Below are 16,481 nucleotides of genomic sequence, written 5' to 3'. Positions count from 1 at the left end.
GCGTGAATATGAACCGATTCTAGAGATCATCGGTATTGTTGTGGAGTAAACTAACATGTTGGGAGATTTCTTTCGTTTCGGGGGAAGCGCCAACATGGCAAAGCCTCAGTCTGACAAATCTCAGGAGGCCGTCAACGAGATACCCGCCAATGTTGTGGACACGCGTATCGCCATTGATCACTCTGCTTCCGGTGGATCTGCCGCAAAATTCACGGAAGTACCACGATTTGGCCTGGCACTCGGTGGAGGTGCTGCGCGTGGTTGGGCTCATATCGGTGTTTTAAAGCTCTTATTGCGTGAGGGCCTGCGACCCACCGTAATCGGGGGCACCTCCATTGGTGCCGTTGTTGGTGGATGTTATGCGGCCGGAAAGCTTGAAGAGCTGGAAGAGTTTGCCCGCTCACTCACGAAGCGGCGTATTGTAAGTTTGATGGATTTCCATCTGAATGGCTCCGGCCTTCTTGGAGGTGATCGCCTCCAGAAATTGCTGGAAAAACATTTGGGCATGTTGAAAATCGAAGAACTACCTATCCGCTTTGCAGCTGTGGCTACAGAGCTTGGTTCTGGCCACGAAATTTGGCTGACACGCGGTCCGTTAATAGAAGCACTGCGCGCCTCTTATGCACTGCCTGGTGTATTCGATGCAGTGCGTGTGCGTGGCCGTTGGCTGATGGATGGCGCGCTTGTGAATCCGATCCCGGTAACAACTGCACGGGTATTAGGGGCGGAAACCGTCGTGGCGGTCAATCTGAATGGCGATCCACGCGCCCGTACAACCATTGCCCCCTCGATAGATCCGGACGAGGGCGAAGATACCATCACGCATGTAAACCATCCTTCGGAAAAAATGCGTCGTCGTTTTTTCGCCCCATTCCAGAGTGGCGCTCCTTCAGCTCGCGGCAAGCAGCAGGCACGCGGCCCTGGCCTTGCTACTGTGTTGATGGATGCCTTCAATATAACGCAAGATAGAATCGCGCGCTCACGTTTGGCGGGCGATCCTCCTGATATTACAGTTTCCCCCCGTCTTGCACGCATTGGTCTCTTTGATTTCGATCGCGCTGGCGAAATCATTGATTTAGGTGAAAAAGCGGCAGAACGTGCCCTCCCGGACCTGATCGAGTATTTTCAAAACCAACTGAATAGCACTCATCAAGCTGGGTGACGTGCCGAGTGCTCATCACGCTGTCGCGATATACTCACGCATAGCCTGATGCTCGCTCTCAAATGCTGCCAAGCGATGTTTTACAACATCCCCTATCGAGACGATTCCAGAGAGCTTTCCCCCTTCCATAACCGGCACATGGCGAAAACGACCTGCTGTCATCATTTCCATAACATCATCAGCCGTATCAAAAGGCGTACAGGTTTTAACCCGGGATGTCATGATACGTGCAACTGTACTATCGAGCATTCGCGCACCCTCACTGGCCAATACCCGCACTGCATCGCGCTCTGACAAAATGCCCAGCACCGCCCCATCAACGCCGGTAACAACAAGCGCGCCCACGCCACGCTCAGCCAGCATTTCAACGGCTTCGCGCATTGTACGATGCGGAGCAATTGTTAAAACCGCATTCCCCTTGATGGCAAGAATAGAAGCAACCGTAACCATAATGACCTCCCCTTAGGTGTTGATGGGTCATCTGCTTATGGATCACACTGATCAAATTAGTCGCAGTCTCGACCCCTGGCGTGCATATAGAGTCACGCAACTTCATGGCCTCATCTTATCTGCGGGCCTTTCATAAGGGAGTGTGCCTCCTACTTTCACATATGGCAAGCTAGATACGTGCTTACCCTTTATGAGAGCGTGGCACGGGGTCGAGTGGTACAAACAGAATAAGCCCCGCCAAAAAGCCGCCTATATGGGCTTCCCATGCAATGGTGCCTTCCATACCAATAACGCCCGAGGCAAATCCTGTTATCAGATTAATGGCGAACCAGGCGATGATAAAGCCTAAAGCCTGTTTGTTCGCGATCACCTCAATAAGGGGGCGTGCGGGTGAATAGAGACCTCTCTCTTTTTCCCGACCAAAAACCCCCGGCCCGTTTTCGGAAAAGATGAAGCGTATGGCTGCTGCCATAACACCCGATATAGCGCCAGATGCCCCCACCATTGGCACAACATCAACCGGGCGCATTATCCAAAAGAATAGCGCACCAGCGACACTGCAAATCAAAAAGAGCGCCAGAAACCGCCACGCCCCAAACCGTCGTGCAACAGGTGCGCCGAAAGCCAATAGCCATAGGGAGTTAAATACAAGGTGCATCCATGAGCCATGCAGGAAAGCATAGGTCAGCACTCCCCATGGGGGGCTTCTTTCTGCCAGAACGAAGCGCGCAAGCGCCAAATGCTCACCACCAACAACGAAAGCTGCCTCAAAAATTGCCGGTGCCTTAGCCGGGTCAATGAAGACGGTGAGCCGCGCGGGTATGAATGCAAGCTTAAGCAGAAGATCAAGATCATCACTGAAAGGCAAGAAAGCCCGTATTCCATGCACTACAGCAAGTATGAGAATAATCGCAACGATCACTACAGGTGCGTTAATGGGCGGTTCTTTATGCGGCAATGGATAACCATGAGGTGAAGGATTATGTGTGTGCGATGATTCGACACCTTTATAGCGCGGATCGCATGGGGGATGGTCAGACACAGGCACCTGCACTCCAGCATATTAGTCGCGCAAAGCTGAAACCCGCGATAAGGCGCAGATTAAGGCCGGTGAACGACACACAACATTCAGCATTCACTGCTATCACATAACCACCATCGCACCAAAGAGAGGTGCCGAAGTGATTGTAAATACACTCACAGCAACCATATCTGCGCATACCCAAAAACATGTTGCGGCAAAGCAAATGCCGTCAAAATTCATCTTCATCTTGACATATGCGCTCACAACTGCATGTTTCCTATCCGTTCACGGTGTATTTGAGGTGATTCACCGAGGCATTTTTCGAAGGTAGGTGAGCAGCTATTGTTCATGGATGCCGAAACGGTTGGTTAGAGAGCTTTGCGTATCCTTTCATACGGAACACGCAGAACTTGCGAACCTTGTGTTGGCGCTTATCGACAAGAGCGCCTCTATGGTGCAAATAGCAGCGTCTGATCTTTGAGCATATGAATGGGCATGACGTTGATTGTGATGAAATTGGGCGAGCACGATGATAGATGACAGCGATCTTTTCGGCTCGGCCGTAGACAGCGCAGGCACAGCTGTGAGCATTCCCGCAAGCATTGCAGACAGCTCCTCTGATGATGGCGATGACAGAGCAGGCGCTCCAGCGCCACTCATCAGGAAAAGCGCGCCCTCTAAGGCAGAAACAACGCGTCCCTCACGCGCGAGCACACCGTTGTCTAGCGCTTCTCCCGCAACTGGTGAAGTCGCTTATGACGCGTCCTCTATCGAGGTGTTGGAGGGGCTTGAGCCGGTGCGGCGCCGTCCGGGCATGTATATTGGCGGCACGGATGAAAAGGCCTTGCATCATCTTTTCGCCGAAGTCATCGACAATGCCATGGATGAAGCTGTCGCAGGTCATGCCGGCTTTATCGAGGTCGAGCTTGAGGCGGATGGTTTCTTGAGCGTGACTGATAACGGCCGCGGTATTCCGATTGATCCTCATCCCAAGTTTCCCGATAAATCAGCGCTTGAAGTTATTCTAACGACGCTTCATGCGGGCGGTAAATTCGACTCCAAGGTATATGAGACTTCGGGCGGCTTGCATGGCGTCGGCGTTTCGGTGGTAAATGCACTGTCTGAAAGGCTGGAAGTTGAGGTTGCCCGCGGACAGATTCTATATCGCCAGGTGTTTTCCCGTGGCCTGCCATTAGGACCACTTGAAACGCTAGGACGCATCCAGAACCGGCGAGGCACAAAGGTACGCTTCAAACCTGATGCTCAGATTTTTGGCGTTGATGCACGATTTGATCCCGGTCGTCTTTTCCGCATGGCGCGCTCCAAAGCGTTTTTGTTCGGTGGCATCGAAATCCGCTGGCGTTGTGCGCCAGAACTGTTGACTGCCGCAAGTAAAGTGCCCACTGAAGCTACATTCCGTTTTCCTGGTGGCTTGAAGGATTATCTGACGCAGGAAATTGAGGGACGCGAACTGGTTGTTGATACCGTCTTTTCAGGGCGTATTGATAAATCGACGAACGGCACCAAGTCAGGTGGGCATGGATCACTAGAGTGGGCCATTGCCTGGTATGTGCAAGAAGATGGTCATGTAGCGTCTTATTGTAACACAATCCCAACTCCTGAAGGTGGCACGCATGAACAAGGCCTGCGTACAGCTTTATTGCGTGGACTGCGCGATCATGCTGAGCGCGTGAACCAGAGCAAGCGTGCAGCACAGCTCACGGCGGATGACATTATGGTGTCATGTGCGGCTATGCTGTCGGTATTTATCCGCGAGCCAGAGTTCCAGGGACAAACCAAAGATCGTCTGGCGACCACAGAAGCTGCGCGGATTGTTGAAAGCGCCGTTCGCGATGCTTTTGATCACTGGCTCGCGGCCTCTCCGCAGCAAGCATCGCGACTACTTGATTGGACAGTAGAGCGTGCTGAAGAGCGTCTTCGTCGAAGGGCGGAGAAGGAAGTTGCACGCAAGACGGCAACCCGACGCTTGCGCCTGCCAGGCAAACTTGCAGATTGCACCAAAGCAGGCGCAGCAGGTTCTGAGCTTTTTCTTGTTGAGGGAGATTCGGCAGGTGGATCAGCCAAACAGGCACGCGATCGCGCCTCGCAAGCCATCCTGCCTTTGCGCGGAAAAATTCTCAACGTGGCCTCAGCCGGACGCGATAAACTAGCCCAAAATCAGCAAATCTCTGATCTGATGCTGGCTTTGGGTTGTGGCACAGGCGCAAATTATAAAAGCGCGGATCTACGTTATGATAAGGTCATCATCATGACCGATGCTGACGTCGATGGTGCACATATCGCATCGCTCCTGATCACGTTCTTCTGGCGCCAGACACCACGTTTGATCGATGAAAAGCACCTTTATCTGGCTGTGCCCCCGCTATACCGCCTTAGCCATGGCGGAAAAACTGTCTATGCGCGCGATGATGCGCATCGGCAAGAACTGATGAAGACCGTCTTCAAGGGAAAGAAAGCAGAGATTGGTCGCTTCAAAGGTCTCGGTGAGATGATGCCGGCACAATTGAAGGAAACTACCATGGACCCACGCAAGCGGATGCTCTTGCGCGTTGTGGTCAATGATGACATGCGGCCCGAAACAAGCGATGCTGTTGAACGATTAATGGGTAATAAGCCAGAGGCCCGTTTCTCATTTATTCAAGAACACGCTGCCTTTGCGTCTGACCTGGATATATAAATAGTAAGCAGCCACCGCCTCTCGTTAGTATGCGCGAGCATCAAATAGGGAAATATTACTGATAATGCAGGGTGATACAGATTTCGCGAAAGCGCAAAGCTATAGTATCCCCTGAATTATACACTCCTTATCATTACCAGTGAATAAAGTTATCAAAAAGTGAATTTTTAGGGGTCTTTGTTGAAGATACGCTTGCGGAACACATAAAGAACTTATATGGTGTTCGTGCTTCGTTTCGAAAATTCAATTATGTGAAATTCACTCGACAAAGACCCTGGAAGGACATGTAGACCATGTTGACGCGTAAGCAACACGATCTGCTTCGATTTATTCATGAACGCATGCGGGAATCTGGGGTTCCACCTTCGTTCGATGAGATGAAAGATGCACTCGATCTACGCTCAAAATCGGGCATTCACCGCCTGATAATTGCATTGGAAGAACGCGGTTTTATCCGCCGTTTGCCTAATAGAGCGCGTGCAATTGAAGTTATTCGCATGCCTGAGGTGCCCACTGTACCAGCACAACGCACCCGCTTCAGCCCCAGTATTGTGGAGGGAGGCCTTGGCCGCCCACCAATCAGTACGCGCGGCAACGTGGATTGGCAACAAGCCGAGCGTTATAGCGGTGATAGCAGCGGATCTGATGCGAATGGTATTCTGGTACCTGTTATGGGACGAATTTCAGCAGGTACGCCGATCAGCGCTATCCAGAGCAATAGCCATTCTCTTAGCATTCCACCCGAGTTGCTAACGACTGGGGAGCATTTTGCACTTGAGGTCCGTGGCGATTCCATGATCGACGCTGGTATTCTAGATGGCGATACGGTTATTCTTCGCAAGCAGGATAATGCTGATACAGGCGATATTATTGTCGCACTTATTGATGATGAAGAAGCCACGTTAAAACGTTTGCGCAAGCGGGGCTCTTCCATTGCTCTAGAAGCAGCTAATCCTGCCTATGAAACGCGTGTGCTGGGGCCGGATCGGGTGCGCATTCAGGGCAAGCTTATCAGCCTGGTGCGCCGCTACTGACTGCTGTTACGTCTCCAAGGCCTGCCGATCTCTTCAGCAAAGCTGCTTTGATCATTCTTATTAAAGGCTTGCGCGATAACATTAATATCGCGCAAGCCTTTGAGAAACAAGGAGTCTCCCTTAAAAGTACCAGCGATTGAGCCGTATCGCTCAAGATCATTCCGATCAATAATATACTTTGCGGCACAGTTCTTTGGCGTCCGCCAGCGGGTTATGAAAATGGTGGCGCGTTTACAATCTTCTTCCGCAGCCCGTTGATCGAGAGCAAAAGCAATACTGCGCCCATCGTGCAATGTTGTGACACAGCCAAGCTTATCACATGCAACATTTTCTTTGAGGCTGGGGTCTTTAACACGTCGGGCATCTCCATCCGCACGTAGCCATTGCTCTACAACGAACCCTGATGGTCTGCCCAGAATAACAAAACGTCCGTTTACCGCACGCACAGCTGCTCCCCGCCCCTCGCGATCAATGCGAATGTCGGGACGGTCTGGTGCTGCAGCGAGCGCTATCCCCAATCCAGCAGGCAAAACGGCCAGCCACCGCAAAGGCGTTGACCACAAACATCCCCATAACAGGGCAAGAACCATAAGTGCCAGCACACCTGCGCCAAATGCAGGCACCACGACGCTTGAGCCCTCAAAGTTTGCGACGATCCTGGATCCTTCCAGGACAGGAACAGAAGCAAGACCGGCAAGATACCAAAACGGACCATCCAGCCCTAATGGATGAAGCAAAACAGCGGCGAATGACAGCGGCATCACCAAAAGCTCAACCAATGGCAGACCAAATGCATTCCCCACTAACCCCCATGGGTTCAGCGTCTGGAAGTGATAAGTGCTAAAGGGGCCAGTCGCGAGCATAGCAACTATTGTTGTAGCCAGGCTGGCCAAAATCATCCGATAAAGCTTACTTCCCGGATACCCATCGAGAGACAAATTCAGTTTACCGCCTTCACGTAAAGGCATTATAGCGCCAACTGAGTCATTGTTTTCCCAGCGTTCAAATAAGGCAATGAGCGCCGCAACACCCGCAAAGGACATCTGGAAGCTTGGCCCAAGCAAGGTTTCCGGCTGAAAAGTCAGACAGACTAGCGCGGAAAGCGCAAGGTTGCGCATAGAGAGCGCTGGCCGATCTACGAGAATCGCGCCCATGACAATTATAGTCACGAAGAGCGCGCGTTGCGTATCGATCCCTGCTCCCGAGAAAATGCAATAAAGACTTGCTCCAATGATACCTGTCACTGCTGCCATTTTTCGAATGGGATAGAGCAATGCCAAGCCTGGCACGAGCGCGAGAAGCGCACGGGTTAGAAAGAAAATCGTTCCCGCAACCAGGGTCATATGAAAGCCGCCGATAGAAACCACATGATAAATGCCCGCTGCTCGCAGCGCCTCATTGGTTTCATCCGAAAGCATACCGCGTTTTCCGGTCACAAGGGCAGCTACGAAAGCGGCTTCCTGCGCTCGCACCTGTGCAATAGCCTTGCGCCGATCCCCACCTGATGTTGCTGGCATTTCTGGTCCACCAGCACTTTGCAAAATCCGGCGCGTAAGCGCATTCCGATGGAAATCAATCCAGGCAATGAGTCGCGAACCGTAATTGGCTGTATATGGATTATCCGCAGCAAGCTCCACCTTGCCATTGACCGAGCCCACAGCGCCAATACCATTAAAAAATGCATCACGTGCAAAATCATACCCACCAGGTCGTGCAGGTTCTGGCGGCGGGACCATGCGCGCAACCGTAGAAATTATGGTTCCAGGGACAACTTCACTCCCTCTGCGGAAGCTCACACGCACATGGGCAGGCTGTTTATCTGGCTGCAAATCACCCATTTTGATGACATCAATTACTGCCCTGGGGCCTTGCAGACGCTCATCAACAGAGCGCACGAAGCCCTGTAGCGGCACAATCATAGTATGATCGAGAACAGGTTCCCTCACCATCTCTGTACGGAATGAAGCCACGAAAAAACCTAGAAACACCATTCCGATAAACAAAGTGAAAAGCTGGTATCGCCAATGGTTGCGCAAGGCCACAGCCATTGAAATCATAGCTATGGCAGCAATAGGGGCGGCCCATATTGATGGTTCCCGATCAGCTGAAAAATAAAAAGCTACGCCCAGACCATAAGCAACCGGTAGCCATAAAAATAAACGCCGACGTTCCATCTCGATATGAAACCAGCGTGATATAAGCATATACCAGTGAGACCAAAAATCATGAAAATCGACATATCTAATTCTTGCCCAGCCAAATGGACGAACTAACCATGTCATGCCCCACCGTCGCGCCCCAATCATCGATTGCCCACACCCCTCGCCGTGCAATCTCTTGCTTCACTCTCTACCCGACGGCGTAAAGTCGTGCTACACCGCCCATTATTGCCATTCCGCATGCTTGCGCCAAGGATGTTTTGACATAATTGTCTGTCATAACTGACGCAACTGGCATGGTTTGTCACCCTTGGTCTCAACGTTTTCGGATTATCCGCTGCAATGACTGCACCTGTCGTAACGCGTTTTGCGCCTTCCCCTACCGGCTATTTGCACATCGGAGGCGCACGCACTGCGCTCTTCAACTGGCTTTATGCCAAGCACCATAATGGCAAGATGCTTTTGCGCATCGAGGATACCGATCGCGAACGTTCAACTGAGGCCGCCGTTGAAGCAATTTTTGATGGCCTGCGCTGGTTAGGTCTCGATTGGGATGGTGAGGCTGTATTCCAGTTTTCACGTGTGGAGCGTCACCAGGAAGTAGCTGCAATGTTACTCGCGAGTGGCCGTGCTTATTATTGCTACGCTTCGCAGCAAGAGCTCGAAACCATGCGCGAACAAGCCCGTGCTGAAGGTCGGCCCATGCGTTATGACGGGCGCTGGCGTGATCGGGATCCGGCCGAGGCCCCCAAAGATGTTCGCCCTGTTGTCCGTTTGAAAGCACCTCAAACCGGTGAAACCGTCATTGAGGATGAAGTGCAGGGCCGCGTTGCATGGCAGAACGAAAACCTCGACGATCTCGTGCTGTTACGCTCTGACGGTACCCCAACCTATATGCTCGCGGTTGTTGTAGATGACCACGATATGGGCGTAACTCATATCATTCGCGGTGATGACCATCTCACCAATGCCGCACGGCAAAAACATATATATGAAGCGCTCGGGTGGAATGTGCCTACAATGGCGCATATTCCTCTAATCCATGGGCCTGACGGCGCAAAACTGTCGAAGCGACATGGCGCTTTAGGGGCCGATGCCTATCGTGCCATGGGCTATTTGCCTGAAGCTCTGCGCAACTATCTGGTTCGACTTGGGTGGAGCCATGGTGATCAGGAAATCTTCTCCACAGAAGAAATGATTGCTGCGTTTAGCCTGGAAACGATTGGTCGCTCTCCTGCACGATTCGACTTGGCTAAGCTAGAGAACCTTAACGGCCACTATATGCGCGCTGCCGCTGATGCCGATCTTGTGGCAGCCGTCGAACGCATTTTGCCTGAGATAGGACCTGCTCGTGGGTTGCCCGCAACCCTTGATGAAAATACACGCGCCCAATTTCTTGCTGCAATGCCGGGCCTCAAGGAACGTGCAAAGACACTTATTGAACTCATTGAAAGTGCATACTTTATTTTCGCATCTCGCCCATTGGCGCTTGATGAGAAAGCGCTTTCCTTGCTTGGCAACGGAGGGCAAGAGCGCTTGATCGCCGTGGCTGATAAACTTTCTGCATTGTCCGAGTGGACGCCGGAAGCAACGGAGGCTGTAGTACGCGAGGCTGCGTTAGAAGCAGGTGTAAAGCTTGGCCAAGTTGCCCAGCCTCTGCGCGCTGCACTCACAGGTCGTGCCACTTCTCCCGGCCTGTTTGATGTCATGAACGTGCTTGGCCGTGATGAAAGCATTGCGCGGATTCGAGATCGGTTGGCTGCAGCTTAAATTTAAGTCTGCCCTGTTGAATCTTCTTGATAAGTCGCTGAAATCGATATTAGCAGCGTAACCCAAGCATGAAGCGCCCTCGCAGAAGCTCTGCGGGGGTGTAAATATGTTGGCAAAAGCTTTGTTGCTGATAAAAATTAACGCATTAATCGATTGATAAAAGACACTCAAAATTTAATTATATTTTTGTAACCTATTGTTTTTAGTTATTAATTTATTGCCATGGTTGCTCTTTCGCCTTATAAACGACGTGCGTATTTGTGCGCAAGCGAACATTCTGTGCATTGCAGATGCTTGAACGACCGCCATGAATGCGCTAGGCAAGCAACCAACATATCTAGATCGGATCGAAAGCCACATACTGTTGCGGATTGTGCATGCTCCGTCTCAATCACGACCGTGCGTTTTCGCGAGATCGCTCACTCAGTAAAGGGAGTCATCCATGAGCGCGAAGACGAGCACGTTGACGGTCGACGGCAAGTCGGTCGAACTGCCGATTAAGGATGGCTCGATTGGCCCTAGCGTCATCGACATCGCACCGTTGTATAAGAATACCGGCAAATTTACTTACGACCCTGGCTTTACGTCTACGGCCAGCTGTGAATCGCAGATTACCTATATCGATGGTGATGAAGGTGTGTTGCTGTATCGTGGTTATCCGATCGAGCAGCTAGCTGAACACGGCGACTTCCTGGAGACATGTTACCTGTTGCTCTATGGGGATCTGCCAACCGCAGCCCAGAAGCAGGATTTCGATTACCGCATCACGCATCATACTATGGTGCATGAGCAGATGAACCGGTTCTTCCAGGGGTTCCGCCGGGATGCGCATCCTATGGCTGTGCTGGTTGCTTCTGTCGGTGCTCTTTCAGCCTTTTATCATGACTCGACTGACATTTCTGATCCGCAGCAGCGCATGATTGCATCCATGCGGATGGTCGCAAAGATTCCGACGTTGGCTGCAATGGCGTTCAAATACTCAATCGGCCAGCCATTTGTGTATCCAAAGAACGAGCTTGATTACACCTCGAACTTCCTTCACATGGCATTTTCCGTGCCCTGCGAGGAGTACAAGCCAAATCCCGTGCTTGCCCGTGCACTTGATCGGATTTTTATTCTGCATGCTGATCACGAGCAGAATGCTTCTACATCGACTGTTCGTCTGGCGGGTTCGTCTGGCGCAAATCCGTTTGCTTGCATTGCTGCGGGCGTTGCGTGCCTTTGGGGGCCTGCTCACGGCGGCGCGAATGAGGCGGCACTACGCATGCTGGAGGAAATCGGCACGGTTGATCGGATTCCACACTTTATCGCAAAGGCCAAGGATAAAGACGATCCATTCCGTCTGATGGGATTTGGTCACCGCGTGTACAAGAATTATGATCCACGCGCGAAGATCATGCAGAAGACAACGCATGAAGTGCTAAGCGAGCTTGGTATCAAGGATGACCCGCTGCTTGATGTGGCGCTTGAGCTTGAGCGTATTGCACTCAGCGACGAGTATTTTATCGAGAAGAAGCTTTATCCTAACATCGATTTCTACTCAGGTATCACACTGAAGGCCCTGGGCTTCCCCACAACGATGTTCACCGTTCTATTCGCGCTGGCGCGTACGGTTGGCTGGATCGCGCAGTGGAAAGAAATGGTTGAGGATCCATCCCAGAAAATTGGCCGTCCACGCCAGCTGTATACCGGCGCTCCTAAGCGTGACTACGTACCGCTGGGCCAGCGCTCATAAAAAATATCATAGAAAGCACGATTTTGATATATCGCGTGTTTCTATAACTCATTGATAGACCGCCATATTCATCGGGATATTGGCGGTCTTTTCATGAGTAAAATTGAAAATGTTTGAACAGCAATGGTCGTAAATGAAAGATCTGCAGCTGTTTTTTAGTCAATTGCTCTCCTATTTAGCCATTCAACGCTGGAAATTAAGCGTCAAGGCATGCAATGGGGCTGGACAATCATGCAAATTTCGACTGCTATATGCATAGGATAAATGAAAATGAAATGAGCGAATCCGAGAATAGCAAAAGCGATGTTTCCTTCTCAATGCGCCTAAAAGTAAGATGTCCGTTTGTGCATGTCATTCAAATGCAAGAATAAATGTCTAGGCACGGCTTTTTGATCCATGGCTAAGCAATACAAAGGGTGTTTTGCTAAAACTCGCAGATAAATTGTCTGCAACCGTACGAGCAGAAAACGGGTAACGATGGCTCAGGCAATCTCCATATAATCCAGGGGGCACTTCGTCGATGGAAGTTTTCGTGCAGCAGCTCATCAATGGGCTGACTCTCGGTTCGATTTATGGGCTGATAGCCATTGGTTACACCATGGTTTTCGGCATTATCGGCATGGTGAACTTCGCGCATGGCGATGTGTTCATGGTGTCAGCATTTATCGCGCTAATTTTCTTCCTGCTATTGACCACCTGGCTTGGTATTGGCTCCGTTGCGCTAGCGCTCCTTCTTGTTCTGGTCCTTGCCATGTTGATGACGGCATTGTGGGGATGGACACTTGAACGCTTGGCTTACCGACCCTTGCGCGGTTCATTCCGTTTAGCGCCAATGATTTCAGCTATTGGTGTGTCGATTTTTCTGTCAAATTTCGTTCAGGTGTCACAGGGCGCACGTAATAAAGCCCTTCCACCAATCATCACTGATGTGTTTGTACTGTTTGAGCGTAATGGTTATGCTGTTACTCTTTCCTATAAACAGATCATCATCATGGCTGTCACCACAGTGTTGCTGTCCGGATTCTGGTATGTCGTGCGTAAAACCTCGTTGGGGCGCGCACAAAGGGCATGTGAACAGGATCGAAAGATGGCAGCCCTTCTCGGTATAGATGTGGACCGTACAATTTCGCTGACCTTCGTACTTGGTGCTGCGCTGGCTGCGGTGGCGGGTACCATGTACTTCCTTTACTACGGCGTAGTCGGATTTTCGGATGGCTTCGTTCCTGGTGTCAAGGCATTTACGGCGGCGGTACTTGGCGGCATTGGCTCGCTGCCGGGAGCTGTGCTGGGCGGCTTGATCATCGGTCTTGTTGAGACATTTTGGTCAGCGTATTTTTCCATCGAATACAAGGATGTTGCGGCGTTTTCGATCCTTGCCATCGTGCTGATTTTCATGCCATCGGGAATACTCGGTAGGCCTGAAGTCGAGAAGGTTTAAGGACAGGGATACTTAATGAGCACGATGCATAACGCCCTCGCCTCACCTGCTGATAAGCAGCCTTCAACGCTTGCACGTGCCTTGCGAGAGGCCGCTTTCGCAGCATTGGTTATGCTGGGGCTGGCGATTCCCATACTCTTGTTTCGCACCGAGCAAGGCGCTGGCCTGCAACTCATTCTTACGCCCCGCGTTGGTCTGGTTGCAGTTATGTGCGCGCTGGTTTTCGTTGCACGTTTTTTGGTGTCACTTTATCACGCCCGAAAACGCTCGCGTCAGATTGCTCGAATGGCGCGGGAGACAACAAGTGTCGAGAAACCCGGCATAGCTCACTTGGTAATGACTATCGGTATACCTTTGTTTCTTGGTATCGCGGTCACATTTCCTATCTTGATGAGCTTTGCAACTGGCAGTCTAAACAGTGCACGGTACTGGATCGATCTGGGGATTCTGATCCTTACTTACGTGATGCTGGGGTGGGGATTGAATATCGTGGTCGGCCTGGCTGGTCTTCTCGACCTTGGCTATGTGGCTTTTTACGCTGTTGGTGCATATACTTATGCGTTGTTATCGACCACTTTCGGGCTGTCATTCTGGATCTGCTTACCACTTGCGGGAATTCTGGCATCCTTCTGGGGCATTTTGTTGGGGTTCCCCGTTTTACGACTGCGTGGCGATTATCTTGCTATCGTAACGTTGGCGTTTGGTGAGATCATCCGGCTAGTGCTTATCAACTGGGTAGACCTGACAAATGGCGGGGCTGGCATCTCGTCGATTCCACGCGCGACTTTCTTTGGTCTACCCTTTGAGCGAGGCGAAGGCGGGTTCGCAGCATTCTTCGACATCCCCTTCAATGCCATGCACCGAATGGTGTTTCTATACTACCTTATTCTCGTTCTGGCGCTGATTACGAACGCTGTTACGATGCGGCTTCGCAGGCTACCAATTGGACGTGGCTGGGAAGCGTTGCGTGAGGATGAGATTGCGTGTCGTTCGCTGGGCATGAACACGCGCAACACTAAATTGACAGCCTTTTCACTTGGCGCATGCTTTGGAGGACTTGCGGGATCATTCTTCGCTGTGCGACAGGGATTTGTCAGTCCGGAAAGCTTTAACTTTCTGGAATCAGCGATTATTCTCTCGATCGTGGTATTGGGAGGAATGGGATCGCAGTTTGGCGTTGCCATTGCGGCAGTTGTGATGGTCGGTGGGCCTGAATTGCTGCGACATCTGACTTTTACCAAGGCGATTTTTGGTCCGGATTTTGATCCAAATGATTATCGCCTTTTGATTTTTGGTCTGGCGATGGTCGTCATGATGGTATGGCGTCCCCGGGGCTTGATAGCCCACCGCAATCCTTCAATTGTTTTGAAGGAGCGCAAGGCAATATCGGGATCGCTTGTTAAGGAGGGGAACGGATAATGCGTTGGGAGAATGATCCCATCCTCCATGTGGAGCATCTGAAGATGCGCTTCGGAGGGCTTGTGGCGGTCAACGACCTGTCGTTCAAGGTCGGCCGAGGCGATGTCACGGCACTGATCGGCCCCAATGGCGCGGGCAAAACAACCGTCTTCAACTGCATCACTGGTTTTTATAAGCCAAGCGAAGGCATGCTGACGCTCAAGCAAACGAATGGATCTTCCATACTGCTTGAACGTTTGCCAGGCCACAGAATCGCGCAGGACGCACACGTTGCACGCACGTTCCAGAACATCCGACTATTCTCCGGCATGACCGTGCTGGAGAACCTGTTGGTAGCCCAGCACAACACGCTGATGCAGGCTTCGGGGTTCTCTTTGGCGGGGCTTTTGGGGCTGCCGGTTTTTCGCAAGGCGGAGAAGGCAGCCGTTGAAAAGGCACGCTATTGGCTTGAAACGATTAATCTTCTGGATCGCGCTGACGATCCTGCAGGTGATCTGCCTTACGGTGACCAGCGCCGGCTTGAGATTGCACGCGCCATGTGTACGGATCCGGTATTGTTATGCTTGGACGAGCCTGCTGCAGGTTTGAATCCGCGTGAAAGTGCGCAGCTCAATACGCTGCTGCTATCTTTGCGGGCAGAGCACAATACGGCCGTGCTGTTGATTGAACATGACATGTCCGTGGTAATGCAGATTTCCGACCACGTTATTGTGCTGGATTATGGGACTAAAATCGCGGATGGCACCCCCGCTGAAATTCGCAATGATCCACGTGTAATCGCAGCATATCTAGGCGTTGATGATGAAGAAGTTGAACAGGTTGAAGCGGAGGTGCGGTTATGAGCGCTGTCATACAACAGCCTGATGCTGCACGTGCTCCCCTGCTATCTGTGCGTGGCGTTAAAACGTATTATGGCAATATCATCGCCCTTAAGGGGGTTGATATTGATGTAAACCAAGGTGAAATCGTAACCCTGATCGGGGCGAATGGCGCGGGTAAATCCACGCTTATGATGACGATTTTTGGTAATCCACGCGCCCGCGAAGGCACCATTACCTATGCCGGCCGCGACATCACCAACATGCCCACGCACGAAATTGCACGACTTAATATCGCGCAATCACCTGAAGGTCGGCGCATTTTTCCGCGGATGACGGTTTACGAAAACCTGCAAATGGGCGCGGCTATCAACCAGTTTGCGCATTTCGATGCTGATCTGGAGCGGGTCACAACCATGTTCCCCCGCCTCAAGGAACGCCTGCATCAACGTGGCGGCACCCTCTCTGGCGGTGAGCAGCAGATGCTGGCAATTGCACGTGCACTCATGAGCCGCCCTAAACTGTTACTGCTTGATGAGCCATCGCTTGGTCTTGCGCCTTTGGTGGTAAAGCAGATTTTTGATGTCATCCGCGAGCTCAACGAGAAGGACGGTATGACCGTGTTTCTGGTGGAGCAGAATGCATACCATGCGTTAAAGTTAGCACATCGTGCCTATGTAATGGTAACGGGCGCGATTACATTGACCGGCAGCGGACAAGAGCTGCTGGAGGATCCTCAAGTGCAGGCTGCCTATCTTGAGGGTGGGAGATAAT

Annotated in this window: 12 protein-coding genes; 9 read left to right on the top strand and 3 right to left on the bottom strand. The window is 51.5% G+C overall.

Annotation, left to right across the window (positions count from 1 at the left end; all coding sequences use genetic code 11):
• Nucleotides 1–94: 94 nt before the first annotated feature.
• Nucleotides 95–1,162 carry a patatin-like phospholipase family protein gene (locus tag VRZ32_RS12985; RefSeq protein ID WP_414526135.1) on the top strand — a complete coding sequence of 356 codons (1,068 nt, stop codon included), beginning with the start codon at nucleotides 95–97 and terminating at the stop codon, nucleotides 1,160–1,162.
• A 15-nt stretch (nucleotides 1,163–1,177) separates the two neighbouring features.
• Here the strand turns inward: VRZ32_RS12985 and VRZ32_RS12980 are convergent, their stop codons facing one another.
• Nucleotides 1,178–1,612, bottom strand: coding sequence for a CBS domain-containing protein (locus tag VRZ32_RS12980; RefSeq protein ID WP_414526134.1), 435 nt, complete (start codon nucleotides 1,610–1,612; stop codon nucleotides 1,178–1,180).
• Between the two features lie 181 nt (nucleotides 1,613–1,793).
• Nucleotides 1,794–2,654, bottom strand: coding sequence for a rhomboid family intramembrane serine protease (locus tag VRZ32_RS12975; protein ID WP_414526133.1), 861 nt, complete (start codon nucleotides 2,652–2,654; stop codon nucleotides 1,794–1,796).
• A gap of 511 nt (nucleotides 2,655–3,165) precedes the next feature.
• Here VRZ32_RS12975 and parE point away from each other — a divergent pair.
• Together parE and lexA are read left to right on the top strand one after the other, a co-directional pair.
• Nucleotides 3,166–5,334, top strand: a complete 2,169-nt coding sequence (parE, locus tag VRZ32_RS12970) for a DNA topoisomerase IV subunit B (RefSeq protein WP_414526132.1) — start codon at nucleotides 3,166–3,168, stop codon at nucleotides 5,332–5,334.
• A gap of 293 nt (nucleotides 5,335–5,627) precedes the next feature.
• Nucleotides 5,628–6,368 carry a transcriptional repressor LexA gene (gene lexA, locus VRZ32_RS12965; RefSeq protein ID WP_414526131.1) on the top strand — a complete coding sequence of 247 codons (741 nt, stop codon included), beginning with the start codon at nucleotides 5,628–5,630 and terminating at the stop codon, nucleotides 6,366–6,368.
• Here the strand turns inward: lexA and VRZ32_RS12960 are convergent.
• Nucleotides 6,362–8,542: a ComEC/Rec2 family competence protein gene (locus VRZ32_RS12960; protein ID WP_414526130.1), complete on the bottom strand. Its 2,181-nt coding sequence runs from the start codon at nucleotides 8,540–8,542 to the stop codon at nucleotides 6,362–6,364. The two genes, lexA and VRZ32_RS12960, sit on opposite strands and share 7 nt — an antisense overlap.
• Nucleotides 8,543–8,869: 327 nt before the next feature.
• Between VRZ32_RS12960 and gltX the strand changes: the two genes are divergently transcribed.
• From gltX to VRZ32_RS12930, 6 genes are all read left to right on the top strand, one after another.
• On the top strand, nucleotides 8,870–10,297 hold the full coding sequence (gene gltX, locus VRZ32_RS12955; protein ID WP_414526129.1) for a glutamate--tRNA ligase: 1,428 nt from the start codon (nucleotides 8,870–8,872) through the stop codon (nucleotides 10,295–10,297).
• A 442-nt stretch (nucleotides 10,298–10,739) separates the two neighbouring features.
• Nucleotides 10,740–12,032 (top strand): citrate synthase, encoded by a 1,293-nt coding sequence (gene gltA / locus VRZ32_RS12950; RefSeq protein WP_414526128.1) that lies wholly within the window; start codon nucleotides 10,740–10,742, stop codon nucleotides 12,030–12,032.
• Nucleotides 12,033–12,552: 520 nt separating this feature from the next.
• Entirely contained in the window at nucleotides 12,553–13,470 is a 918-nt protein-coding gene (locus VRZ32_RS12945; protein ID WP_414526127.1) for an ABC transporter permease subunit, read from the top strand.
• A 15-nt stretch (nucleotides 13,471–13,485) separates the two neighbouring features.
• Entirely contained in the window at nucleotides 13,486–14,889 is a 1,404-nt protein-coding gene (gene livM, locus VRZ32_RS12940) for a high-affinity branched-chain amino acid ABC transporter permease LivM (protein ID WP_414526126.1), read from the top strand.
• Nucleotides 14,889–15,731, top strand: a complete 843-nt coding sequence (locus VRZ32_RS12935; protein ID WP_414526125.1) for an ABC transporter ATP-binding protein — start codon at nucleotides 14,889–14,891, stop codon at nucleotides 15,729–15,731. Before livM ends, VRZ32_RS12935 begins: the two co-directional genes overlap by 1 nt.
• A complete protein-coding gene (locus VRZ32_RS12930; RefSeq protein WP_414526124.1) occupies nucleotides 15,728–16,480 on the top strand; it encodes an ABC transporter ATP-binding protein in 753 nt (250 codons plus the stop codon). The genes VRZ32_RS12935 and VRZ32_RS12930 overlap by 4 nt, the downstream gene beginning before the upstream one ends.
• Nucleotide 16,481: the final 1 nt, after the last annotated feature.

It is taken from the genome of Pseudochelatococcus sp. G4_1912 (assembly GCF_047501465.1).
GTDB lineage: Bacteria > Pseudomonadota > Alphaproteobacteria > Rhizobiales > Beijerinckiaceae > Pseudochelatococcus.
Note: the sequence above shows the minus strand (reverse complement) of the source record. Positions and strands in the feature narration are given on the sequence as shown.